Below are 22,521 nucleotides of genomic sequence, written 5' to 3'. Positions count from 1 at the left end.
GTCCGGGAAGCCGCCTTCGCGGGCAAGCCCTAATGCCAGTCAGTTAAGGAATTGACTTGCCCGCCCAGCAGTAATAGAAACGGGTTTATGTTTTTATGAGTCCGCTTCATGTCCCTGCAAAACGCCCTTCAAGAAGTTACCAAACTCAATCCGATCTCTTTCGAACGCTTCGCGCAATTGATCGATCCCCTGTGGATCGAGCAAGCGCTGGCTTCGACCGGAACTGTTTCCCTGCGCCGCAGACGCCTGCCGGCCGAGCGCATTGTCTGGTTGGTGGTGGGGTTGGCCTTGTTCAAGAACGAGCCGATTTGGCTCATCGTGCAGCAGCTGGGACTGGCTTTGGGCGAAGCAAAGGTGCCTGTGCCTAGCGCCGCAGTCCAGGCCCGGCAACGGCTTGGATCAGAGCCTCTGGCGGCACTGTTTAAGCAATTGGCAGAGTCATGGGGCGGTGCTGAGCAGCCAGCTTCGGCTGGCTTTTTAGGGTTACGCAGCTTTGCGGTAGACGGCGTGGTGTGGTCTACCCCCGACACACCGGAAAACCGCCAAGCCTTCGGTGGCGGGCGGACTCACTCGGGAGACGGAGCCTGGCCACAAGTGCGCGGTGTTTGCCTGATGGATACCTATAGTCACTTGATTCGGGACGCCTGTTTTGGCGAGTTTTCGGTCGGCGAACTTCGCCATGCCAAAGGTCTTGAGAAATCGGTAAGCGATCACTCGGTGACGATTTTTGACCGTGCCTACTACTCGGCAGCGCTCTTGCTTGACTGGCAGCAAAGCGGAACCGAACGGCACTGGCTCATGCGGGCACGCAAACCGCTTAAATACGAGGTGATCAAAGAGTTGGGCGCCGGTGATTGGCTTGTGCGACTGACTGTTTCCAGAGATGCACTCAAGCAACGTCCCGACCTTCCTAGCCATTGGCAGGCACGACTGATTGAGTACTCGATAGACGACAAACCCCGCCGCTATCTCACCTCGTTGATCGATGCCGAACGTTACCCTGCCCATCAGGTGGCAGGGCACTACAACGAACGCTGGGAAATCGAATTGGGTTACCGCGAGATCAAGCAAAACCTGCTCAAAGGAGAGCAATTGCGCAGTAAACAGCCTGATCTGGTGCGCCAAGAACTGTGGGGAGCTCTGCTGGCCTACAACCTGATCCGCCAGGAGATGCGCTTGATGGCTGAAGAAATAAAGGTGGTACCACAACGTTTGAGCTTTCTCTGGTTGGCTCAAGCGGTCAGCAACGCGCTGCGTTTCTGCCCGCTTGAAACGCCAGGTACGATCCCTAAACGACTGGCAGAGCTGAGAGTCCAGGCTCAACACTTCATGCTACCTGCCAGACGACAGCGAAGTTACCCAAGGGTGGTCAAGCCTAGACCAGTCAAATATCCCAAAAAGAAGGCTGGAGGGCTTAACTGACTGGCATTAGGGCAAGCCCGGCTCCCACAGGATCTGAGGTGATATACACATTTTGTGAACACCATCAAATCCTGTGGGAGCCGGGCTTGCTCCGGGCGGCGATCCGACGAAGCTTTTAGCGGTTCGAAAACCGGCACAAATACTCAACGTGCTCCCGATGCGCAACCTCCTGAACCACCGGCCGCAACCGCACCCCGGCCCCCGGCAGGCATTGCGCCAGGCGCGCCAGCGCCAACGGTGTCAGCGCTCCCAGACGCGGATAGCCGCCGATGGTCTGCCGATCATTGAGCAACACAATCGGCTGCCCGTCCGGCGGGACCTGCACCGCGCCCAACGGGATGCCTTCGGAAATCATCGGTTTACCCTGATATTCCAGCCCAGCGCCCAGCAGACGAATGCCCATGCGGTCGGCACGACTGTCGAGGGTCCAGACGCTGTTGAATGCATCGAACAAACTCTGCCCACTGAAATCGCCGATCTGCGCCCCGAGCACGACGTCCAACGGCGCATCGGACGTGAAATCGGGCAGCTGATCACGCGGTAATTCAGGCATCTGCAACGGCGCTTCCGTCGAGTAGCTTAGCAAAGCTCCCGTGGCCAGCGCCCTGCCCATGCCATCTAGCCCACCCAGCGCTTCGCGGACCACTGTTGCACTGCTGCCCAACACCTTTGGCGCATCAAACCCGCCCGGTGCCGCAAGGTATGCGCGCGCGCCCAGCAACGGTTGAGTGAATCGCAAACGCTGGCCTCTGCGCAATTCAAAGCTGCGCCACGGTGCCAGTGTCTGGCCCTCCAGTTGCGCGCCAAGGTCCGCGCCGGCCAGCGCCAGCAAGCAATCCTGCTCGGCCACGACAGCGAATCCGCCGAGGGTGATTTCGATTACGGGCACATCCAGGTCATTGCCCAACAGCCAGTTGGCCCAAGACATTGATCGCCAATCCAGCGCCCCGCCCTGCGTGACTCCCAAATGCCGAACCCCGAAACGACCGCCATCCTGCAACAAACACAGCGGCGTGCTGGCTTCAATCGTCAGTCGACTCATGCCTGCGCCTCCAGCGGCGTGTCATCACCGCCCAGGTTGATGAACTCGGCATGACTCACCGCCGCAAAGCGCACGGTGTCGCCCGGCCGCATCAGGCTGTAACCGTCGCGGTCTCGGTCGAACAACTGCGTCGGCGTGCGCCCGATCAGGTTCCAGCCGCCCGGCGATACCACCGGATAGGCAGCGGTTTGCCGCTCGGCGATGCCGACACTGCCAGCCGCGACTTTCTTGCGTGGCGTGTCCAGGCGCGGTGCAGCCAACGCTTCTTCGACCAGCCCCATAAAGGCAAAACCCGGCGCGAAGCCCAAAGCGAATACCTGATATTCACGCTCGCTGTGACGGCGAATCACCTCTTGCACCGCGAGTCCGCTGCGCAGCGCCAACACACTCAATTCCGGGCCGACGCTCAGGTCATACCACACCGGCAATACATGGGATTTGCCGTGCGCACGCGCATTGGGCGACAGGTCGATCAACGCTTGGGCGATCAACTCCCTAGCCTGCGCCGGATTCAGCGCGCTCAGATCGTAATGCACCATCAACGTCGTATAGGACGGCACAAGATCGATCAAATGCGTAGCGAACGCGATCCGCAGCTTTTCACTGGCCGCGAGCATCCACGGCATGTTGGCTTCGTTGATCTCATCGAACAATCGAACCATCAGGCAATCCAGCGCCACCACTTCCACACGCGGTTTCATGGTTCGCTCTGCCGGTCGAGGGCTTCGCGGATTCGCCGGACCGCTGCCACCGAACTGGCGTTATCGCCGTGCACGCAAAGGGTGTTGGCCTGCAGGCGCAAGGCACTGCCGTCGCTGGCGGTGAGGTCGTCGCCACGGGCAATGGTCAACGCCTGATCGATGATGACCTGCGACTCATGATGCACCGCCCCCGGCAGTTGCCGCGAGACCAGCATGCCGGCGCTGTCATAGGCGCGATCGGCGAACGCTTCAAACCACAGCGTCACGCCGTATTCATCACCCAATCGCTGCGCAGCGCTGTTGTCCCGCGTCGCCATCAGCATCAGCGGCAACGTCCGATCATAGGACGCCACGGCTTGCAGGACGGCGCGCAATTGCGCCGGGTTGGCCATCATGTCGGTGTACATCGCGCCATGGGGTTTGACGTAACTGACGCGACCGCCCTGAGCGCGGCAGATCCCGTCGAGGGCGCCGATCTGGTAATGCACAATGTCCTGAAGTTCCTGGGCGCGATAGGCCATGGAACGTCGGCCGAAACCGACCAGATCCTGATAAGCCGGATGCGCGCCAATCTGCACACCGTTGCTCAAGGCCAGTTTGACGGTCTGGCGCATGATGCTCGGGTCGCCGGCGTGGAACCCGCAGGCGATGTTGGCGCAGTCAATAAAGGGCATCACTTCGGCGTCCAGACCCATGGTCCAGTTGCCAAAACTCTCGCCTATGTCGCAGTTCAAAAGCAGGCGGCTCACGGCGAACACTCCTGTAGGTTTTATTTCTTTTGAATGCAGGTAGATTACTGCGCGTCGAGTTGTTTGCCACGGGTTTCCGGCAGGCTTGGGGCCGCCAGTGATAGCGGAATAACCGCCGCGTGCGCCAGGTGGTCGAGATCGACGCGAGGCGAACATCTTACGACTGCTGCGCAGCCGGACGGGGGCAAGCCCCCTCGCCACAACAGCCTTCCACACCACAGAAGCCCCCTCGCCACAGAAGCTCTCTTGCCGCACTAGCCGTCTTGCCGCACTAGCCGTCTTGCCACGCTAGCCGTCTTGCCACACGATCCGTCTGCCGCACGAGCCCTTTCGCTACAGACCTCGCACATCGCGGTCTTCAATCGGCCGGCTCTGGCGCAGGCGCTTGCCGCCCAGCACCACCCAATCGATCAAACGGAACAGGCATTCAATGCCGAACGACAACAGCAATGCGCCGCTCATGCCCCAGATCATCGCTTGCGGTGTCAGCAAAATCTGATAGCTGTAGCCATTCCAGGTTTCCTTGCGAATATCCGGATCGGCCGCCAGCACCACTTGCAGGAAACGGATGTACCAAGGGCCTTGCATGGCCTGGAACTGTTTATCCAGCGCCAGCTGGCGATTGAGCATGTTGCTCAGGCTGTCGGCATCGCTGCGAAAAATCGGGTCTTCGCTGGCGCGGTAATGGGCGACCAACGCCTGCATGTCACCTTTGAAAAACTGATTGGCCGTGCCCTGAAAACCACTCAGAGCGGTCTGCGCTTCCAGCAGATGCGCTTCAACCCGCTTGGCATAATCGCTGATGAACCCCGGTACCTGGACACCGATCAGCAGGCCCGCCGCAAACAACACCAGCCGTAGATAACTGAGCAACATGAAGGACAATCCTTATTCGGTCTTGCCCTGGCTGACGCATTCACCGCGCCGCCACAGGCTCCATTGGCCCGGTTCGTAACGGGTCCAGGTTTCGTTTTCGGTCAACGGTTCGGTGGCGATTACGGTCACCACGTCGTTGGGCGTGGTTTCGGCCTGAAAGTCGACGATCACATCGACATCCTTCAAACGCGCCGGGCCGAACGGCGCGCGACGGGTGATCTGGGCCAGTTTGGTCGAGCAATAACAGAACAGCCAGTCGCCATCGCTCAGCAGGCAGTTGAAGACGCCTTTACCGCGATATTCGGCGCAGGCGCTGACCAGGTCTGGCAGCAACTCTTCGATTTCCACCGGCTCCGGGAACGCACCGCGCACCCGGTTGAGCAGATCGCAGAAGGCCGCTTCGCTGTCGGTGTCGCCGACCGGACGGTAGAAACTCTTGATCGGCTCAAAACCGGCAAGTTGTCCGTTGTGCGCGAAACACCAGTTGCGTCCCCACAACTCGCGCACGAATGGATGGGTATTGGAAAGGCAGACCTTGCCGACATTGGCCTGGCGGATATGCCCGATCACCACCTCGCTTTTGATCGGATAGCGCTGGACCAGGTTGGCCACTTCCGACTCGCAACTGGCGGCAGGGTCCTGAAACAATCGCAGGCCACGGCCTTCGTAGAAAGCGATGCCCCAACCATCCCGGTGCGGCCCGGTACGGCCGCCGCGCTGCATCAGCCCGGTGAAGCTGAACACGATATCGGTCGGCACGTTGGCGCTCATGCCCAATAACTCACACATGTTCGGACTCTCGCTTCAGGGCCGGCTTACAAACGGGGTTCGACCCGCATGCGCTGGGGGTTGCTCGGCACGGGTGGGCGACCGTAGCGATCATCGCCGGCACCGCCGAAAGGTTGATCGTCTTCCGGCCCGTCGGCGCGCACGGCAGTCTGGGCAGTGGCTGCTTGTTCCTTGCGAGCGTTGGAGGCGCGCTCGATCAGGAACCGGATCGCCACAAATACCAGATAGGCGCCGAAAGCAATCATGCCGTACATGAACAGATCGGAGATCGCCCGCCAGGCGTTGTTGCCGACCTTGAACATGAGATCAAGCGCGGTAATGGCGATGGCTGGGGCGATCTTTTCCTTCACCGGGTCGATGATGGTCGGGCTGAACAGCAACACGGCAACCAGCAGCCGCAGCGGTTCACGCAGCCAGCGCCACATCCAGCGGGTGATGCGCATCCACACCAGCAGGCAGCCTAAAGCGGCAAAGGCGTAAAGGCCCCAAGCGATCAGATAGTCGTTCTCGGTCATGGTGTCCATGGCAAGGCAGGCAAAGAGGCGCTTATAGTAACGACTTTTCGCCTGTCCGGCTTGTCCCAAGCACAAGCCCCGAGGGAGCGAGCTTATGTGGCGAGGGGGCTTGCCCCCGCTGGGTCGCGAAGCGGCCCTTAAAACAGTCACCGCCATATCGTCCAATCGCAGTGACCGGTTGACGACTGCTTCGCAGCCGAACGGGGCAGGCCCCCTCGCCACAAGTCCGCACCAGCACGGTGCGGATCCATATTCCGTTCATTGTTCGAGAGCCATTCATGCCCGTACCCGCCAACGTCACCAGCGCTCCAATTGCCCACAAGGCTGAAGGTTCTGATCCATACGCGTGGCTGCAGGACCGCGACACCCCTGCGGTGCTCGATTACCTGGAAGCGGAAAACAGCTATCAGCAAGCGCAAACCGCCGATCAGGCCGCACTGCGTGAAACCCTCTTCGAAGAGATCAAGGGGCGCATACTCGAGACCGATCTGTCGCTGCCTTCGCCCTGGGGTCCGTACCTGTATTACACGCGGACCACGGCAGGCGATGAATACGCTCGCCACTACCGCTGCCCGCGACCGGCCGATGACAGCCTGCAACTCGACGAAAGCCGCGAACAGCTATTGCTGGACCCGAACGAACTGGCCAACGGCGGGTTCTTCTCCCTCGGCGCATTCAGCATCAGCCCCGACCATCAGCGCCTGGCCTACAGCATCGACGCTGCAGGCGATGAGATTTACACGCTGTTCGTCAAGGAATTATCCAGCGGCCGCGTCAGCGAACTGGAGTTCGAAGACTGCGACGGCAGCATGACCTGGGCCAATGACAGCCTGACCCTGTTCTTCGGCGTCCTGGACGAAACCCATCGCCCGCACAAACTGTTCCGCTATCGGCTGGACGGCACGGCGGCCGAGGAAGTTTTCCATGAGTCGGACGGTCGCTTCTTTCTGCATTGCTACCGCTCGAGCTCCGAGCAGCAACTGCTGCTGGCCTTGGGTAGCAAGACCACCAGCGAAGTCTGGGTACTCGACGCGTTCCAGCCACAGCAGCCGTTTACCTGCATTGCGCCACGCGTGGAAGACCACGAATACGACGTCGATCACGGCGTACGGGATGGCGAATGGACCTGGTTCATCCGCACCAACCGCGACGGTATCAACTTTGCGTTGTACACGGCGGTCGATACCGGCATCGCGCCGACCGAGGCGCAGTGGCAAAACCTGATCCCCCATCGCGACACGACGATGATCGACGGCATGAGCCTCAATGCCGGGGCGATGACCCTCAGTCTGCGTGAAGGCGGCTTGCCGATCATCGAAGTCCACCCGCAAGATCTGCCGGGTTACCGCGTTCAGTTGCCGGATGCCGCGTATAGCCTGCACGTGCAGAACAGCCTGGAATTCGTCAGCGACAGGATTCGCCTGCGCTACGAAGCGTTGAACCGTCCGGCGCAGATCCGTCAATTGACGCTGGCCAGCGGCGAGCAGGCAGTGCTCAAGCAAACACCGGTGCTCGGTCCGTTCGACGCGGATGCCTACGTCAGCCAGCGCCTGTGGGCAACGGCGCCGGACGGTACGCAAGTGCCGATCAGCCTTGTAGTCAAACGCGAAGCGCTCGGTCAGCCAACGCCGCTTTACCTGTACGGCTACGGTGCCTATGGCGAGAGCCTCGACCCGTGGTTTTCCCACGCTCGCCTGAGCCTGCTGGATCGCGGTGTGGCTTTCGCGATCGCGCATGTGCGTGGCGGCGGTGAACTGGGTGAAGCCTGGTATCGCGCCGGCAAGCAGGAACACAAGCACCATACTTTCAGCGACTTCATCGCGTGCGCCGAGCACCTGATCGACAACGGCTACACCACTTCGGAACAACTGGCGATCAGCGGCGGCAGCGCTGGCGGTTTGTTGATCGGTGCAGTGCTCAATATGCGTCCTGAACTGTTCGGTGCGGCGATCGCCGAAGTGCCGTTCGTCGATGTGCTCAACACCATGCTCGACCCCGATCTGCCATTGACCGTGACGGAATACGACGAATGGGGCAATCCTGAAGAGCCGGACGTTTATGATCGGATCAAGGCCTACGCGCCGTACGAAAATGTCACCGCGCAGGCGTATCCGGCCACGTTGGTAATTGCCGGCTACAACGACACTCGCGTGCAGTATTGGGAAGCAGCGAAGTGGGTGGCGAAATTGCGCGCTACCAAAACCGATATGAATCCTTTGCTGCTCAAGACCGAACTGGGCGCCGGCCATGGCGGGATGAGCGGGCGGTATCAGGGATTGCGTGACGTAGCACTCGAATATGCATTTGTTTTCAGGGTTTTGGGAATTGCCTGAGGAACTTGGACGAGTGACCCGGTCTTAACACCTGAATGTCCGGCCCACGACAACCCATACCCTGTGGGAGCGAGCTTGCTCGCGATGAGGGCGTGTCAGCCGACATCATTGTCGTCCGGTACACCGCCATCGCGAGCAAGCTCGCTGCCACAAGGGACTGGCAGTGAGCCCCAACGCCGAACCGCAACACACCACAAAAATCAGAACGTGACGACATGTCAGAACCGAGCTTACTGAACAACGAAATTCGCTACTGGCTGATGGACTGTGGCCTGTTCGATCAATTGCTGCCCGCCGATTTTGCAGCGGCCTCGGGCTATTTCAGCATCAGCACCGTGGCTGAAGGCGAAGAAATCTTCCATGAGGGCGATGCCGGCAGCTTCATGTGCATCATCCACACCGGCCAGGTGGCGGTGCAAAAGACCAACAGCGAAGGGCAAGCGGTGACCATGGCCATTCTGCGCAGCGGTCGCGCCTTCGGCGAGATGGCCGTGCTCGACGGTGAACGGCGTTCGGCCACTTGCGTGGCCGCGAGCAATTGCCAGTTACTGAACCTGGGCAAGGATTCACTGGAAAAAATGCTCAACGATGCGCCAAAAATCGCCGCCAAGATCATCCGAGCGCTGGCGGTCTCGCTGTCCAAACGCCTGCGCATGGCAGACGGTCAACTGCTCTCCCAGCAAGTCTAGCCACCTGGCGATTTGACCTTTGTGCTGTCCTGCTCAAGGCCCGGCAACGGCTGATCCTTGGGCGGGTTTGGCACCATGATCGGCGGCAACATCGGCGGGCCACCGCTTCCCGGTCCAGCCTTGGGGACGCTGTTGGGCGTGATTTGCGGGTATGGCGTCGGCGTCGCTGTGCCAGGCGAGCCGGGCAACGGCGCAGGCGTGGTCGGAATGTTTTGGAGATCCGCAGCCTGCACGGCAGTTATCGAGAGCGCGGCCAGGGTAATGACCGTTAGAATGGTGCGCTTCATCAATGGCTCCGTTGGCCTTGTTGTCTGTTTGCAGGCTACTCCCAACTGCGTTCGTTCGCCCTACCCAATACCTTTTCTTCTCAAGTGAGCCCCATGAAACGTTTCGTCCTGCTCGACACCGCGCCCATTCCTGAAAACGGCGGTGCCCTGTGCCTGTTCGAATACGGTGAGGATTTCGTCATCAAGATTCAGGGTGGCGATGGTGGGCAACTGATGAATACGCGCATGCACGGCTCGGAAGATGCTTTGGCAGAGATTCCTTGCCGCAAAGTTGCCGGACGCCCGAACTCGCGAGTACTGATCGGTGGTCTGGGCATGGGCTTTACCCTCGCCTCGGCCCTCAAGCATCTGGGCAAAACCGCCGAAGTGGTGGTCGCCGAACTGGTGCCCGGCGTTGTGGAATGGAACCGCGGGCCGCTGGGCGCGAAATCCGGCAACCCGCTGCTCGACCCGCGCACGGTGATCCGCATGGAAGACGTGGCGAAAGTCCTGCAGGCCGAGCCGCAAGGTTTCGATGCAATCATGCTCGACGTCGACAACGGCCCTGAAGGGCTGACGCAACGGGCCAACAGCTGGCTCTACTCTGCAGGTGGGCTGAGTGCCTGCGCCAAGGCGTTGAGGCCCAAGGGCATTCTGGCCGTGTGGTCAGCCAGCGCTGACAAGCAGTTTTCGGACAAACTGAAGAAGGCCGGATTCAAGGCCGAGGAAGTGCAGGTGTTCGCCCATGGCAACAAAGGCACCCGCCACACCATCTGGATTGCCGAGAAGCTCAAGGGCTGAGCTAAACTCCCTCTCATAACCGTCATTAGTCTTTTACAAAGGTGAACCCATGAGTTCGTCAACGCCGACCAACACGTCGAAACTGGACCGCATTCTCGCCGACAACCAGCGCGACAAGGAAATGGGTTACCGCGACAAGGCCCTGAAGATGTACCCGCACGTCTGCGGTCGATGCGCCCGTGAATTTTCCGGCAAGCGTCTGAGCGAACTGACTGTGCATCACCGCGACCACAATCACGACAACAACCCGCAGGACGGCTCCAACTGGGAGTTGTTGTGCCTGTATTGCCATGACAACGAGCATTCGCGGTATACCGACCAGCAGTATTTCGACGAAGGCTCGCTGAGCACGCCGAAGATCGCCAAGGCGACGCACAACCCGTTTGCGGCGCTGGCGGGGTTGATGAAGAAAGAAGACTGAAGTCTCGTCAGTGTTTCGAGTGGCCCCTTCGCGAGCAAGCTCGCTCCCACAATTGATTGAAGTGACCACAAATATTGCGTTCACCGACAATCCCTGTGGGAGCGAGCTTGCTCGCGAAGGCGGCCGACCAGACACCACCAATCTCCAAACCGGACACCCCTCCCCCGATCCCCGTATAATCGCCGCTTTTCCCTCGAAGGCACCCCGCTCGTGGCAGACAAACGGTACAGCTGCATTGGCTTGTATAACCCCAAATCACCGGAAAACGTTGGCTCGGTGATGCGCGCCGCTGGCTGTTATGGTGTGGCGTCGGTGTTTTACACCGGCAAGCGATACGAGCGCGCCGCCGACTTCGTCACCGACACCAAGCGCGTGCACTACGACATCCCGCTGATCGGCATCGACGACCTGAAAAAAATCCTGCCGCTGGGCTGCGTACCCGTCGCTGTAGAACTGGTCGAAGGCGCGCGCTCACTGCCCGAGTACACGCATCCGGACCGCGCGTTGTACATCTTCGGTCCAGAGGACGGCTCGCTGGATAAAGAGATTCGCGATTGGTGTGAAGATGTCGTGTACATCCCGACCACCGGTTGCATGAACCTCGCAGCCACCGTCAACGTCGTGCTCTACGATCGGATGGCCAAAGGCCTGAATACCCGCTCCGGGCCGAAATTTCGCTGAACGACGAAATTCGATGGAACAAGCCTCCCGCCCCGGCAGTCAGCTTAACTATCTATTCTTGAAACAGCACTTTTCGCCAGGAGACAGATCATGACCGACTTCAAACGCGTAGAACGTATCGAATCCACTCCGTTCCAGAGTCAATCAGAGCGCAACGTTCACGGCTGGGAACGCGCTGGTTCTCTGGCAGGTGGCGTAGTGATGATGGGCAAAGGCCTGCGTCGCGGCGGCATATTTGGCCTGATCCAACTCGCCATCGGTGGCGTGGCACTGGCGCGCGGCATCACCGGGCATTGCTCGGCCAAAAGTCTGCTGGAGAAGAGTCGGCATGAAATGAACACCGTGCGCGCAAAAATCGAGCGCGCCGGGGATGATCTGACTCGTTTGAAGGCCAATGCCGAGGCGGCGACCAGCACGGCGACGGTGACCGGGAATGATGCGCTGACTTCGCCAAAAACCGGGATCTGATTCGCGCTTTGCGCAGAGCCCTATGGCCTCTTCGCGGACCAATCGCAGCGCTCTCGCTCCCGCAGGACTGCGTCTCACGCAGACTCTTCGTGGGAGCGAAGCTTGCTAGTGCAGGCGGTATTACCGAATCAACCGGCTCCTGAGGTACCGTCGAAGGCTTTGTAAATGCTCAGCCCGCGCGGAATATCAGATGGTCTTCCCAATCGTCTTCGTCAACGCTGCCTTCGGCGAGCATGCGCCCCGATTGTGAAATTCGTTCGTGGTGCACCGCGTCGCGATCGCCGCACACCAGGTGATGCCATAGAGGCAGATCCTTGGCTTCGCTGACCAGTCGGTAGCCGCAGGTCGGCGGCAGCCATTTGAACTCATCGGCCTTGCCCGGTGTGAGCTGAATGCAGTCCGGCACGAACGCCCGACGGTTTGGGTAATCCCTGCACTGGCAGGTGTTCAGGTCCAGGAGTTTGCAGGCGATGCGCGTGTAATAGACGCTGTTATCGTCTTCATCCTCGAGCTTTTGCAGGCAGCACAGGCCACAGCCGTCGCACAGCGATTCCCATTCCTGCTGATCGAGTTGATCCAGGGTTTTGCGTATCCAGAACGGTTCGACTTTGGCGGCCATGGCTCAAGCATCAACATCAAGGTGGTGAAAAGGCCGCCAGTCTAGTGCCAAGGTGTCTGTCGGCCAAGCATTGGCGACTGCCGGTAAGGTCGAGGCTGGAAAGGGAGATTCAATACCCGCGATCGAAATCCACTTCCCCTCGCAACGCTTCGCCCGCCTGGTACGCCCGCAAATTTTCGACAAACAAGCTCACCATCAATGAAGGTGAGGTCGGAGCCGAGCTGTGGCCGGTCAACAGCAATCCCCAGGCCGTCCAGAACGGATGGCGTTGCGGCAACGGCTCCTGACGGCAGACGTCAATAACTGCGCCCGCCAGATGCCCTTCTTTCAAAGCTTCAACCAGATCCGCATCCACCACCGCGACGCCGCGTCCGACATTGATGAACAACCCGGTGGGCTTGAATTGCTTGAACAGCGTCGCGTCATACAGGTCGTGAGTGTTAGGCGTATTCGGCAACAGATTGATCACATAGTCCACTTCGCCGACCAGGCGCGGCAGGTCCGCGAGCGTCCCCACTTCGACAAACGGCGCCAGCGCTCGCGCTTCGCTGGCAATACCGTACAACTCGACGCCGAACGGCAGTAAAAAGCGGGCGACGGTCTGCCCGATGTCGCCCGTGCCGACGATCAGGACTTTGCGCCCGGTCAGACCCTGGCCCTGACGACTGTCCCACTTGCGCTCGACCTGGCTAACCAGACGCGGCAGTACTTCGCGCTCATGGCCGAGCAGATAAGTCAGCACGTATTCAGCCATCACCTGACCGAAAATCCCCACCGCCCGGGTTAGCCGATAATGCCGTGGCAGACCATCGGCCAGCAGCGGGGTAATGCCGGCCCAGGTCGATTGCAGCCATAGTGGCTGGTGGCCCTGACGCAGCAGGGTTGCCAGCAAGTCCGGCTGACCCAGCCAGATCGGGCAATCGGCGGCCTGACTGGCCAGCTCCGCAGAATCACCGCTGGTGAGGATTTCCAGATCGGGTGCCGCCTGACGCAGCAATTGGGCGTACACAGGGTGATCGTGTTCAGCAATCAGAACGCGCATGTTTCAAACCTTTCAAAAACAGTGCAAACGGCCGCCGGCGGAGCGGTTCTCCAGCGCAGCGGCCATCGCCAAAATCATTCCAGTGTTTCAGGCAGATTCTGAACAGAACCTGTCTGCCGATCACATCGGATCGTTGCGCCGCAGCAATTCTTCCGGCAAGTGCTCGATGTACTCGTCCTCGGCCGGCGGCATTTGCAGGTGGTAGCCCTGCTTCTCGAGGTTTTCCAGGACCACGGTGATGTCTTCGCGCGACAGCTTGCGCTCAGGCGTCAGCACCAGATCGAAGGCATGATGCGGTTTGCCAAAGGCAGCCATCAGACTTTCCGGCACGCGCTCCAGTGCATCGCTCTTGAGCACATAGAGGTACATCTCGTTTTTCTTCAGGCTTCGATAGATGGAGCAAATACGTTTCAAGGCTGTTCTCCGGGGGCGGCCAGGCTGTCGAGCAGCGCCTGGCCCATCAATTCGCGGCGCCAGCCACGCAGCGAATCAGGCAATTGGTAAGGACCGTTCGGAAAGCCGCTTTTGAGCAAGGCTTCCAGGGTTTTCTTGCGCAGCATCAGTTCAGGTGCGATGTTCAGGCGTTCTGCTTCAGCCTGGCCGATGGCGCGCAATTGTTTGACCAGCGCGGCGGCTTCCACCGGCAACGGCTCCGGCACAGCGGGCGGCCATTGCTCGGGAGGAACATTACCCGCGCTTTTGATCAGTTCCAGCAGAAACTCGCCATCCTGACGCACGGTGCGCGGGTGCATGTCTTCGATTTTCCCCAGTGCGCCCAAGTTGTCGGGCTGAGTTCGCGCCAGCGGCCACAGCGAATGTTCGCGGACAATGCGGTTGCGCGGCAGATCACGGGCGCGGGCTTCACGCTCGCGCCAGGCGCAGAGTTCACGCAGCACGGCAAGTTGCGCGCGGGATAGTTTCCACGCCAGTTTGGCGTCGCGATAGACCTCGTAGGGATCGATTTCGCGGCGCAGGTTTGCCACCAGCTCCGCGCCGTCTTCCAGGACCCAGACGTATTTATCGTCAGACAGCTTCGGACGCAGTTGTACGAAAACTTCCGCAAGGTGCAGCGCATCTTCGGCGGCGTAGCTGATCTGCGTTTCGGACAGCGGACGTTGCAGCCAGTCGGAGCGGGTTTCGCCTTTAGGCAAGTCGATGCCGAGCACTTCCTGCACCAGCCGCGAATAGCCCATGGAGAAACCGAGGTTCAGGTAAGCGGCGGCCAATTGTGTGTCGAACAGCGGCGCCGGCAGGCTACCGGTCAGACGCAGCAGCACTTCAAGGTCCTCGCTGCAGGCATGCAAGACTTTAACGACGGCCGGATTTTCCAGGAGCGCCGCCAAGGGTTGCCAGTTATCGATGCTCAACGGGTCGATCAGGTAAGCGCGTACGCCATCGCCGATCTGCAGCAGGCCTGCGATCGGATAAAAGGTATCGACCCGCATGAATTCGGTGTCGAGGGCAACGAACGGCAGCTGTTGCCACTCGGCGCAAAACTGACCGAGGCTATCGTTGTCGCGAATCCAGTGAATATCGATGGCCACACGGCTCTCCCTTGAAGAATGGCGCGCAGTATATATCGCTACCGACGTTTTACGCGCGTCCACTCATTCATTCTTTGGCGAGCACCCCTTCGGTCACCGCGCCGCGACAACCGGCGAACAGGTCCAGATCCTGCTGGTAAACCTTGCTGCTGATCTCCAGCAAACCAAGCATGGAATGAAACAGGTTGTCCTGGCTCAACGGCTTGTCACGGCTCATTTGCAGGCAGTGGGTGTCCACCGAAAACGACTTTTGGAAGTTGTCGGAGAACCAGGCCAGCATTGGGACGTGCTTTTGTTGATCCGGTGCCAGCATGTACGGCGTGCCGTGCAGGAACAAATTGTATTCACCCAGCGACTCGCCGTGGTCCGACACATACAGCATCGCGGTGTCGAGCTTGTCCTGGTTGCTGCGTAACAGGTCGATCAATGCCGACAAGACGTGATCGGTGTACACCAAGGTATTGTCATAGCCGTTGATGATGCTTTCGCGAGTGCAATCGTTCAGAGCGTTACTCTCACACACCGGGGTAAAGTGCTCGTATTCCTTTGGATAACGCTTGTAGTAATCCGGGCCGTGACTGCCCATCTGGTGCAAGACCAACACCGTATCCCTATCCAGGGTATCGATGAACTGTTGCAAGCCTTGCAGGAGTATTTCGTCGCGACATTCGCTGTCAGCGCACAGCACCGGATCTTTCAACTTGCTGACGTCCTCCAGCGTGACCCGATTGCAGGTGTCTTTGCAGCCTGACTGATTATCCCGCCAAATAACGTTGAGGCCGGCATGTTTGAGTACATCCAGCAGCCCCTCTTCATTTTTTGCCTGGCCCGCGTTGTAAGCTTTGCGGCCCATGTTGGAAAACATGCAAGGAACGGAAACTGCTGTTTCTGTGCCGCAGGAGTACACGTCGCTGAATGCAATCAAGCCGGCTTCCTTCTCCAGTGTCGGCGTGGTGTCACGGCCGTAACCGAGGATGCCGAAGTTTTCCGCACGGGCACTTTCCCCGATGACCAGAACGGTCAGGGATTTGCGACCACGGGTTTGCAAGGTCGCGGTCCTCTGTGCATCTTCTCCGATCTTGACGAAAGGCTGCTTCGCCGAAGCGACTTGCTCCCGCAGATAACTGAAAGAAGCGCTGATGTAATTACTGGGCACTACCATCAATCGCAACTCATGATGGTTACGAAACAATGACGACAACCCCTGATAATTCAGGAGGGCGACGCCACCGAGCACTGCCACAGACGCAAGACTGACCAGCACCTTGGTTAAAATCTCGCGCTGCCAGCGACGATAGCTGACTGGAACAACCCACATCAGACACGACGGCAGTACACCCAGCAAAACTATATAGACGAGTAACTTTATCGATAATAAGTCGCGGACTTCCGTGACATTCGTTTCGGCGAAGTTTCTGAGCATGCCGGCGTCCAACAAAACGCCGTATTGATTCATGAAATATGTAACGCCGGCACTGATTATAAAAATCAGCGTGATGGCAGGTTTCAATACGTACCGGAACGCGAGCAGTGTTAGCGCAACGTTGAAAACGGCCAGAAGCATCACACCAAAAGCCACGCGCATGGCCAGGCCATGGATGTCCGGCGCTGTGACAGCAAATAGATGCTGCCATAAGACAACGTTGAATCCCGCTAAAAGAAAAGCACTGGCAACTAACGTCAGCCATTCAGGGCGCACGGCATTAATCTTCAGCATGATGATGGGGTATTCCTGAAAGAAGTGTCTCCGGCACTGTAAAATTTACATGCCGCGACAGCACAAACTTTAGGCAGCCAACCATCAATTTTTTGTGAAAAAGAAGCCAACGATTAGTTGGCCTTTTTTTTAACATAAAACTTAAAGCGTATTTGGGAATGGTTCAGGCCTGATTGAGATACCACCGCCAGTCCTGCTCCCCGACTTCGCCCATGAACTGCCGATACTCAGCTCTTTTAACTGCCAGATACACGCCGAGTAATTCACTGCCGAACGCTTCTTTCGCCCAGCTCGAACCTTCCAGTGCGCGCAAGGTGGTCAGCCAGTCGGTCGGTAGCAAATCCGTGGCCTGGGCGTACCCATTACCTTCCACGGGCGCGCCTGGATCGAGCTGTTCGCGGATCCCGCGATGAATACCGGCCAAAATGGCTGCCGCCGCCAGATAGGGGATGGCATCGGCCCCGCAAATGCGGTGTTCGATATGCCGGGAAAACGCCGGACCGCCGGGTACGCGCAAGCTCACGGTGCGGACGCAGTGGTTCATCCCGACGCGACAACTCTGGCCATACTTGAAGCTCAGTGCCCGATAGCCACTTTGCTGTACGACTCGCGATCAATGTCCAGCAGCTCCACTGCGAGCTGCACCTCGACGCCTGCAGGCCACTGGCAAAGATCCTGCACCACCGCCAACAGGCTCTCGGAGAGCTGCTTTTTGATCTGCGGCGAGCGTCCGCTGAGCAAAGCGAGTTTTACGTGCACAAACGCACGCTCGCTCATCGCCGTGCCCACTTTGAACGTTTCGAGCTTCACCGCACGGCTCTTGATGTCGAACTCGGCAGCAAACTGTCCAGAAGCCACCAGCGCATTATTCAGCCTGATCAACGCCACGTCGGCGTTCAGGTCAGACAGATTGGCGGTGTATTCCATGTGCAGGTGAGGCATGACTCGGCTCCTGAAATTAGGTGGAAGGGTCGTAGATATAACACAGCATTGCCCCAATCACTCGGGCAACGGCAAGACGGCACGCTCACTCATGAAGCCTTCAAGACGCGAGCGCAGCCACCGTTCGGCGGGATCAGTGTCGACGTGGCTGAGCCAGACCATGGACAAATCCAGCGTCGGTGTCTTGAAAGGGAACGGCTCCTGGAACAACAGTCCGGAGGCAGCCATGGCCTCTGCGGTGTAATCCGGCAGGCTGGCGATCAGATCGGTACCGGCAAGCAAGGCAGGCAATGCGCTGTATTGCGGCACGGATAACACCACCTGGCGGGTTCTGCCGATTTCCGCCAGCCATTCATCGGCGTAGCCACTGACGTTGGCGGTATGAGAGACCAGCACGTGCGGGCGGGAACAATATTCATCGAGTGTCAGCGGCGTGTCGGATGCATCGGCGCGCAACACGCTGGGCTGGATATGCCGCAGCAACTTGCGCTTGGCATTGGCCGGCAAGCCGCGCGTCTGGCTGATCCCTACCGTGATGTCGCCCGAGGCCAGCAAATCCGGAATTCGCCAGTAATCGACATGCTGCACAACGAACACCACGTTGGGCGCCTCCTGCCGCAGCGCTCTGAGCAATGGCGGCAGCAGTCCGAATTCAACGTCGTCCGACAGCCCGATGCGAAAGGTCATGGTGCTGCTGGCGGGGTCAAAATCATGAGTCAGACTCAACGCGATCGACAACGAGTCCAGCGCCGGCGACAGATACTGAATCAACTCCTCGGCCCTGGCGGTCGGCTCCATCCGGTGACCGACGCGAATGAACAGCGGGTCATTGAACATCGCGCGCAGACGGTTCAGCGCCGAGCTGATGGTTGGCTGACCGAGAAATAATTTCTCCGCCACCCGCGTGACATTGCGTTCATGCATGAGTGTTTCAAACACCATTATCAAATTGATGTCGGCCTTGCGTAGCTCGTTGCGATTCATCCGTTAACCCCAATGCCAGGACTGGCGACAGTTTAGGTAGGTGGCGCAAGCGCCGTCCATGGGACATGGACGGTAGACCTTCAGCCTGGCGCGAGGGGTATGGAAAAGCTGCTCTGGTCGAGCAGCTTTAGGGTGTGCAGTCTAGATTTCCTTGATGGGCGTCTGATCCTGAGTCCCCTTGATCAAGCTGATGGCGTGCACACAATCCGCCTTGTTGATGTACGACTCGCCACTGGCAATGGTTTCATGATTGCCAGCCCTCAAACGCCAGCGCCACTGGCCTTGTCCAGTCCTCGCGGTGCCTCGGGTTTGCCGGTAAATCTCAAAATACATGGTTCGCTCCTTGCGATGGGTGATAACGGCAGATCGGGACCTGCGAAAACAGAGTAGATGAGGTTTTGGCGGGGTGAGGACATTCAATGTCAGGGAATATTTCGACCAGAAAACCAGTATTTGCGAGGCAACTAATAAAGGCGAGGCTTGGAGAAAAGCATGACGGGATGGAGGAATTTTTCCTGAGAACAGGCTTATTTTTCCTACGCAATTGCAGTGGTCCGGCTGACGCCCTGCCCGTCAAATTCCGCCACGCGGCGGCCCTGATGGTGACAGTTGCCCAGGATGACGTTGCCAGCCCCTCCATTCCCTGATGCGCATGCTCACGCAGAAACAGGACCGCGCAAGACAGAATTTGAGTGGGTCGTGGCTAGAGCGGCGGGTGAAGCTGACAAAACCGTAATCTTTCGCTCAGCCTTCTGAAAGGTTGCACCCCTCATCATCGAACTTGGCAGTATCTCCTGTTTGCTCTGTCATCCGACTGACTGGGAACGAAGCGCCATGCCCCCTGAAACATCAAGACGAACTTTTGTGAAGGGACTCGCCGCCGGCGGGATTCTCGGCGGCCTCGGGCTATGGCACGCACCTGTCTGGGCGACTACCAGCCCCGGCGAGGCAAATGTCCTGGCCGGTACCGATTTTGACCTGTTCATCGGCGAAACCCCGGTCAACATCACTGGTAACGCGCGCACCGCGATGACCATCAATGGCGGCATACCCGGCCCCCTGCTGCGCTGGCGTGAAGGCGACACGGTCACGTTGCGGGTGAGGAACCAACTCAACGCCGACACCTCCATTCACTGGCACGGCATTCTGCTGCCGGCCAACATGGACGGTGTGCCGGGCCTTAGCTTTCATGGCATTGAACCGGGTGGAATGTATGTCTATCAGTTCAAGGTGCGGCAGAACGGCACTTACTGGTATCACAGTCATTCGGGGTTTCAGGAACAGTCCGGCGTTTATGGCCCGTTGGTGATCGATGCCAAGGAGCCGGAGCCGTTTCAATACGACCGGGATTACGTGGTGATGCTGACCGACTGGACCGACGAAGACGCAGTCGGCCTGATGCAGACGCTGAAAAAACAGTCGGATTACTACAACTACAACAAGCGCACCGTGGGCGACTTCATCCACGACGTCAGTGAGAAAGGTTGGGGTTCCACGGTCGCAGACCGGAAGATGTGGGCGCAAATGAAGATGAATCCCACGGACCTGGCCGACGTCAGCGGCGCGACTTACACCTACTTGATGAACGGCCAGTCGCCTGCCATGAACTGGACGGGGATATTCCGGCCCGGCGAGAAACTGCGCCTGCGCTTCATCAACGGCTCCGCCATGACCTACTTCGACGTACGCATTCCCGGTCTGAAAATGACGGTGGTCGCCGCAGACGGTCTGCACGTCAAACCGGTGAGCGTAGACGAATTTCGCATCGCGGTGGCGGAGACGTTCGATGTGATCGTCGAGCCGACCCGGAATGCCTACACCTTGTTCGCCCAGGCGATGGATCGCACTGGCTATGCCTGTGGCACGCTGGCAGTGAAGACGGGGGTGTCCGCGCCGATACCACCACTGGACCCGAGACCGCTGGTGACCATGGTTGACATGGGCATGAGCGGTATGGATCACGGCGGTATGGGTGGCGACATGGCGGGCATGGATCACAGCCAGATGACAGGTATGGAGCACAGTTCAATGCAAGGCATGGACGCCATGGATCACAGCGGCATGGCTGGAATGGGCGAAATGCAGTCCCACCCCGCGTCGGAAAGCAACAATCCGCTGGTGGACATGCAAGCCATGATCACCTCGCCCAAGCTTGATGACCCTGGCCTCGGCCTGCGTGACAACGGGCGTAGCGTCCTGACCTATGCCGACTTGCGCAGTACCTTCGAAGACCCGGACGGCCGCGACCCCGGCCGCACCATAGAACTGCACCTCACCGGCCACATGGAAAAGTTCGCCTGGTCATTCAACGGCGTGAAGTTCTCCGATGCCGAACCCCTGCGCCTCAAGTACGGCGAGCGTATCCGCATTGTGCTGGTCAACGACACGATGATGACTCACCCCATCCATCTGCACGGCATGTGGAGCGATCTCGAAGACGAAAACGGCCAGTTCATGGTGCGCAAACACACCATCGACATGCCGCCAGGCTCACGGCGCAGTTATCGGGTAACCGCCGACGCGCTCGGCCGATGGGCCTATCACTGCCACCTCCTGTATCACATGGAAACGGGCATGTTCCGTGAAGTTCGCGTGGAAGAATGAGGCGCTACCCATGAGCAGGATCACTCCGATTTCTTTGGTGCTCGTGACCGCGAGCCTGACACTTTCCTCGGCGATGGCGGCCACGGACGACATGCAGAACATGGATCATGGCCAGATGCAGGGCATGGACGATGGCCAGATGCAGCCCGCTGCGCCGACTGAAAGTCGTACGCCGATTCCCGCCTTGACCGATGCCGATCGCGCCGCTGTGTTTGTAAGCCCGGATGGGCATCACGTGCACGACTCCGCGCTCAACACTTACTTTCTCGCAGAAAAGCTTGAATGGCAGGACGCCGATGACGGCAGCACCCTGGCCTGGGATGTCTCCGGTTGGATCGGGGGGGACATTGACCGTCTGTGGCTGCGCTCCGAAGGCGAACGCACCAACGGCAAGACCGAAGATGCGCAAGTCCAGGCACTGTGGGGCCACGCCCTCTCCCCATGGTGGGACGTGGTAACAGGCGTCCGGCAGGATTTCAAACCCGGCGATCCCCAAACCTGGGCGGCGTTCGGCTTGCAAGGCATGGCTCTGTACAACTTCGAAACCGAAGCCACGGCGTTCATTGGTGAAGGTGGCCAAACCGCCGCGCGCCTGGAGGGCGACTACGACATCTTGCTGACCAATCGACTCATTTTGCAGCCAACCGCCGAACTTAATTTTTACAGCAAAAACGATCCGCAACGAGGCATCGGTTCTGGCCTGTCCAACACTGAAGCGGGCCTGCGCCTGCGTTATGAAATCCGCCGTGAGTTTGCGCCTTACATCGGCGTGACCTGGAACCGCACCTACGGCAAAACAGCTGATTATGCCCACGACGACGGCGAGGATCGCAGTGAAGCACGTCTCGTCCTTGGCGTACGACTGTGGTTCTAGAACGCGTCAACCTGACAATCACAAAAATTACCGCTTAAAGCGGTGAGAGGTCCTGTATGCGCCCAATCAAAACCACCGTTGTTGCCATCGCACTTTCCACAGGACTACTCGTGAGCACATTTGCTCACGCGCACCCGAAATTGCTCTCCTCTACCCCGCAGCAGGGCGAGGACGGCGCGGCGCCCGCCAAGATCGAACTGCACTTTTCCGAAAACCTCATGACGCAGTTTTCCGGCGCGAAACTGATCATGACCGAAATGCCCGGTATGGCCCACTCCCCGATGCCCATGAAGGCCAAAGTCTCCGGCGGCAGCGACCCGAAAACCATGGTTATCACGCCGCTCTCTCCTTTGCCTGCTGGCAGCTATAAAGTCGAATGGCGCGCGGTGTCATCGGACACCCACCCGATCACCGGCAACGTTACGTTCAAAGTGAAGTAATC

General features: G+C 59.0%; 25 protein-coding genes and 1 pseudogene. 10 read left to right on the top strand and 16 right to left on the bottom strand.

Annotation, left to right across the window (positions count from 1 at the left end):
• Positions 1-108 precede the first annotated feature (108 nt).
• Positions 109-1,422, top strand: a complete 1,314-nt coding sequence (locus ACYZT1_RS07525) for an IS4 family transposase (RefSeq protein WP_462015893.1) — start codon at positions 109-111, stop codon at positions 1,420-1,422.
• 115 nt (positions 1,423-1,537) lie between these two features.
• Here ACYZT1_RS07525 and ACYZT1_RS07520 read toward each other — a convergent pair whose 3' ends face one another.
• From ACYZT1_RS07520 to ACYZT1_RS07495, 6 genes are all read right to left on the bottom strand, one after another.
• Positions 1,538-2,464, bottom strand: a complete 927-nt coding sequence (locus ACYZT1_RS07520) for a 5-oxoprolinase subunit C family protein (RefSeq protein WP_462018365.1) — start codon at positions 2,462-2,464, stop codon at positions 1,538-1,540.
• The gene (pxpB, locus tag ACYZT1_RS07515) at positions 2,461-3,165 is read right to left on the bottom strand and encodes a 5-oxoprolinase subunit PxpB (protein WP_462018364.1); all 705 of its coding nucleotides are present in this window, start codon (positions 3,163-3,165) and stop codon (positions 2,461-2,463) included. Before pxpB ends, ACYZT1_RS07520 begins: the two co-directional genes overlap by 4 nt.
• Positions 3,162-3,914, bottom strand: a complete 753-nt coding sequence (locus ACYZT1_RS07510; protein ID WP_462018363.1) for a 5-oxoprolinase subunit PxpA — start codon at positions 3,912-3,914, stop codon at positions 3,162-3,164. The genes pxpB and ACYZT1_RS07510 overlap by 4 nt, the downstream gene beginning before the upstream one ends.
• A gap of 333 nt (positions 3,915-4,247) precedes the next feature.
• Positions 4,248-4,790, bottom strand: a complete 543-nt coding sequence (locus ACYZT1_RS07505; RefSeq protein WP_462018362.1) for a DUF2937 family protein — start codon at positions 4,788-4,790, stop codon at positions 4,248-4,250.
• Positions 4,791-4,802: 12 nt separating this feature from the next.
• Positions 4,803-5,579, bottom strand: a complete 777-nt coding sequence (locus ACYZT1_RS07500; RefSeq protein ID WP_462018361.1) for a class II glutamine amidotransferase — start codon at positions 5,577-5,579, stop codon at positions 4,803-4,805.
• Between the two features lie 26 nt (positions 5,580-5,605).
• On the bottom strand, positions 5,606-6,103 hold the full coding sequence (locus ACYZT1_RS07495) for an MFS transporter (protein WP_462018360.1): 498 nt from the start codon (positions 6,101-6,103) through the stop codon (positions 5,606-5,608).
• Positions 6,104-6,372: 269 nt separating this feature from the next.
• Between ACYZT1_RS07495 and ACYZT1_RS07490 the strand changes: the two genes are divergently transcribed.
• Positions 6,373-8,427, top strand: a complete 2,055-nt coding sequence (locus tag ACYZT1_RS07490; RefSeq protein WP_462018359.1) for a S9 family peptidase — start codon at positions 6,373-6,375, stop codon at positions 8,425-8,427.
• A gap of 215 nt (positions 8,428-8,642) precedes the next feature.
• A complete protein-coding gene (locus tag ACYZT1_RS07485) occupies positions 8,643-9,116 on the top strand; it encodes a Crp/Fnr family transcriptional regulator (RefSeq protein ID WP_462018358.1) in 474 nt (157 codons plus the stop codon).
• On the opposite strand, the gene ACYZT1_RS07480 is transcribed toward ACYZT1_RS07485, so the two are convergent.
• Positions 9,113-9,403: a hypothetical protein gene (locus tag ACYZT1_RS07480; protein ID WP_462018357.1), complete on the bottom strand. Its 291-nt coding sequence runs from the start codon at positions 9,401-9,403 to the stop codon at positions 9,113-9,115. The genes ACYZT1_RS07485 and ACYZT1_RS07480 overlap by 4 nt on opposite strands.
• A 93-nt stretch (positions 9,404-9,496) precedes the next feature.
• On the opposite strand from ACYZT1_RS07480, the gene ACYZT1_RS07475 reads away from it, so the two are divergent.
• The 4 genes from ACYZT1_RS07475 to ACYZT1_RS07460 all read left to right on the top strand — a co-directional run bounded on the left by ACYZT1_RS07475 (position 9,497) and on the right by ACYZT1_RS07460 (position 11,753).
• The gene (locus ACYZT1_RS07475; RefSeq protein WP_462018356.1) at positions 9,497-10,183 is read left to right on the top strand and encodes a spermidine synthase; all 687 of its coding nucleotides are present in this window, start codon (positions 9,497-9,499) and stop codon (positions 10,181-10,183) included.
• Between the two features lie 49 nt (positions 10,184-10,232).
• A complete protein-coding gene (locus ACYZT1_RS07470) occupies positions 10,233-10,604 on the top strand; it encodes a YajD family HNH nuclease (protein WP_007898702.1) in 372 nt (123 codons plus the stop codon).
• A 210-nt stretch (positions 10,605-10,814) separates the two neighbouring features.
• Positions 10,815-11,285 (top strand): RNA methyltransferase, encoded by a 471-nt coding sequence (locus ACYZT1_RS07465; protein ID WP_095171660.1) that lies wholly within the window; start codon positions 10,815-10,817, stop codon positions 11,283-11,285.
• A 90-nt stretch (positions 11,286-11,375) separates the two neighbouring features.
• Positions 11,376-11,753 (top strand): YgaP family membrane protein, encoded by a 378-nt coding sequence (locus ACYZT1_RS07460; protein ID WP_462018355.1) that lies wholly within the window; start codon positions 11,376-11,378, stop codon positions 11,751-11,753.
• A 169-nt stretch (positions 11,754-11,922) separates the two neighbouring features.
• Here ACYZT1_RS07460 and ACYZT1_RS07455 read toward each other — a convergent pair whose 3' ends face one another.
• From ACYZT1_RS07455 to ACYZT1_RS07415, 9 genes and pseudogenes are all read right to left on the bottom strand, one after another.
• Positions 11,923-12,372 (bottom strand): YcgN family cysteine cluster protein, encoded by a 450-nt coding sequence (locus ACYZT1_RS07455; RefSeq protein WP_462018354.1) that lies wholly within the window; start codon positions 12,370-12,372, stop codon positions 11,923-11,925.
• A gap of 109 nt (positions 12,373-12,481) precedes the next feature.
• Positions 12,482-13,414, bottom strand: coding sequence for a D-2-hydroxyacid dehydrogenase (locus ACYZT1_RS07450; protein ID WP_462018353.1), 933 nt, complete (start codon positions 13,412-13,414; stop codon positions 12,482-12,484).
• Positions 13,415-13,534: 120 nt separating this feature from the next.
• Positions 13,535-13,828, bottom strand: a complete 294-nt coding sequence (locus ACYZT1_RS07445) for a YcgL domain-containing protein (RefSeq protein ID WP_007898694.1) — start codon at positions 13,826-13,828, stop codon at positions 13,535-13,537.
• Positions 13,825-14,958 carry a ribonuclease D gene (gene rnd / locus ACYZT1_RS07440; RefSeq protein ID WP_462018352.1) on the bottom strand — a complete coding sequence of 378 codons (1,134 nt, stop codon included), beginning with the start codon at positions 14,956-14,958 and terminating at the stop codon, positions 13,825-13,827. Before rnd ends, ACYZT1_RS07445 begins: the two co-directional genes overlap by 4 nt.
• 67 nt (positions 14,959-15,025) lie before the next feature.
• Positions 15,026-16,675 carry a phosphoethanolamine transferase gene (locus ACYZT1_RS07435; RefSeq protein ID WP_462018351.1) on the bottom strand — a complete coding sequence of 550 codons (1,650 nt, stop codon included), beginning with the start codon at positions 16,673-16,675 and terminating at the stop codon, positions 15,026-15,028.
• Positions 16,676-16,838: 163 nt separating this feature from the next.
• A pseudogene (locus tag ACYZT1_RS07430) lies at positions 16,839-17,204 on the bottom strand (glutamine synthetase family protein); the annotation flags it as partial.
• A 47-nt stretch (positions 17,205-17,251) separates the two neighbouring features.
• Entirely contained in the window at positions 17,252-17,617 is a 366-nt protein-coding gene (locus ACYZT1_RS07425; RefSeq protein ID WP_028621862.1) for a 5-carboxymethyl-2-hydroxymuconate Delta-isomerase, read from the bottom strand.
• Between the two features lie 57 nt (positions 17,618-17,674).
• A complete protein-coding gene (locus ACYZT1_RS07420) occupies positions 17,675-18,601 on the bottom strand; it encodes a LysR substrate-binding domain-containing protein (protein WP_462018350.1) in 927 nt (308 codons plus the stop codon).
• Positions 18,602-18,742: 141 nt separating this feature from the next.
• Positions 18,743-18,934, bottom strand: a complete 192-nt coding sequence (locus ACYZT1_RS07415) for a YegP family protein (protein WP_462018349.1) — start codon at positions 18,932-18,934, stop codon at positions 18,743-18,745.
• Between the two features lie 501 nt (positions 18,935-19,435).
• On the opposite strand from ACYZT1_RS07415, the gene ACYZT1_RS07410 reads away from it, so the two are divergent.
• Genes ACYZT1_RS07410 through copC form a run of 3 tightly spaced genes read left to right on the top strand, consistent with a single transcriptional unit; the run spans position 19,436 to position 22,519 of the window.
• Positions 19,436-21,205, top strand: a complete 1,770-nt coding sequence (locus tag ACYZT1_RS07410) for a copper resistance system multicopper oxidase (RefSeq protein WP_462018348.1) — start codon at positions 19,436-19,438, stop codon at positions 21,203-21,205.
• Between the two features lie 10 nt (positions 21,206-21,215).
• Positions 21,216-22,079 (top strand): copper resistance protein B, encoded by an 864-nt coding sequence (locus tag ACYZT1_RS07405; RefSeq protein ID WP_462018347.1) that lies wholly within the window; start codon positions 21,216-21,218, stop codon positions 22,077-22,079.
• Between the two features lie 56 nt (positions 22,080-22,135).
• On the top strand, positions 22,136-22,519 hold the full coding sequence (copC, locus tag ACYZT1_RS07400; RefSeq protein WP_462018346.1) for a copper homeostasis periplasmic binding protein CopC: 384 nt from the start codon (positions 22,136-22,138) through the stop codon (positions 22,517-22,519).
• Positions 22,520-22,521 lie beyond the last annotated feature (2 nt).

Source organism: Pseudomonas sp. PB3P13 (genome assembly GCF_054897735.1).
The sequence above is the reverse complement of the archived record's forward strand: the minus strand, read 5'-3'. Positions and strand labels throughout refer to the sequence as shown.

Bases quoted from the DNA above. Each gene is read 5' to 3' on its own strand.
- ACYZT1_RS07525 (WP_462015893.1), top strand. From the start codon at position 109: ATGTCCCTGCAAAACGCCCTTCAAGAAGTTACCAAACTCAATCCGATC.
- ACYZT1_RS07520 (WP_462018365.1), bottom strand. From the start codon at position 2,464: ATGAGTCGACTGACGATTGAAGCCAGCACGCCGCTGTGTTTGTTGCAG.
- pxpB (WP_462018364.1), bottom strand. From the start codon at position 3,165: ATGAAACCGCGTGTGGAAGTGGTGGCGCTGGATTGCCTGATGGTTCGA.
- ACYZT1_RS07505 (WP_462018362.1), bottom strand. From the start codon at position 4,790: ATGTTGCTCAGTTATCTACGGCTGGTGTTGTTTGCGGCGGGCCTGCTG.
- ACYZT1_RS07500 (WP_462018361.1), bottom strand. From the start codon at position 5,579: ATGTGTGAGTTATTGGGCATGAGCGCCAACGTGCCGACCGATATCGTG.
- ACYZT1_RS07495 (WP_462018360.1), bottom strand. From the start codon at position 6,103: ATGGACACCATGACCGAGAACGACTATCTGATCGCTTGGGGCCTTTAC.
- ACYZT1_RS07490 (WP_462018359.1), top strand. From the start codon at position 6,373: ATGCCCGTACCCGCCAACGTCACCAGCGCTCCAATTGCCCACAAGGCT.
- ACYZT1_RS07485 (WP_462018358.1), top strand. From the start codon at position 8,643: ATGTCAGAACCGAGCTTACTGAACAACGAAATTCGCTACTGGCTGATG.
- ACYZT1_RS07480 (WP_462018357.1), bottom strand. From the start codon at position 9,403: ATGAAGCGCACCATTCTAACGGTCATTACCCTGGCCGCGCTCTCGATA.
- ACYZT1_RS07475 (WP_462018356.1), top strand. From the start codon at position 9,497: ATGAAACGTTTCGTCCTGCTCGACACCGCGCCCATTCCTGAAAACGGC.
- ACYZT1_RS07470 (WP_007898702.1), top strand. From the start codon at position 10,233: ATGAGTTCGTCAACGCCGACCAACACGTCGAAACTGGACCGCATTCTC.
- ACYZT1_RS07460 (WP_462018355.1), top strand. From the start codon at position 11,376: ATGACCGACTTCAAACGCGTAGAACGTATCGAATCCACTCCGTTCCAG.
- ACYZT1_RS07455 (WP_462018354.1), bottom strand. From the start codon at position 12,372: ATGGCCGCCAAAGTCGAACCGTTCTGGATACGCAAAACCCTGGATCAA.
- ACYZT1_RS07450 (WP_462018353.1), bottom strand. From the start codon at position 13,414: ATGCGCGTTCTGATTGCTGAACACGATCACCCTGTGTACGCCCAATTG.
- ACYZT1_RS07435 (WP_462018351.1), bottom strand. From the start codon at position 16,675: ATGCTGAAGATTAATGCCGTGCGCCCTGAATGGCTGACGTTAGTTGCC.
- ACYZT1_RS07425 (WP_028621862.1), bottom strand. From the start codon at position 17,617: ATGCCTCACCTGCACATGGAATACACCGCCAATCTGTCTGACCTGAAC.
- ACYZT1_RS07420 (WP_462018350.1), bottom strand. From the start codon at position 18,601: ATGAATCGCAACGAGCTACGCAAGGCCGACATCAATTTGATAATGGTG.
- ACYZT1_RS07415 (WP_462018349.1), bottom strand. From the start codon at position 18,934: ATGTATTTTGAGATTTACCGGCAAACCCGAGGCACCGCGAGGACTGGA.
- ACYZT1_RS07410 (WP_462018348.1), top strand. From the start codon at position 19,436: ATGCCCCCTGAAACATCAAGACGAACTTTTGTGAAGGGACTCGCCGCC.
- ACYZT1_RS07405 (WP_462018347.1), top strand. From the start codon at position 21,216: ATGAGCAGGATCACTCCGATTTCTTTGGTGCTCGTGACCGCGAGCCTG.
- copC (WP_462018346.1), top strand. From the start codon at position 22,136: ATGCGCCCAATCAAAACCACCGTTGTTGCCATCGCACTTTCCACAGGA.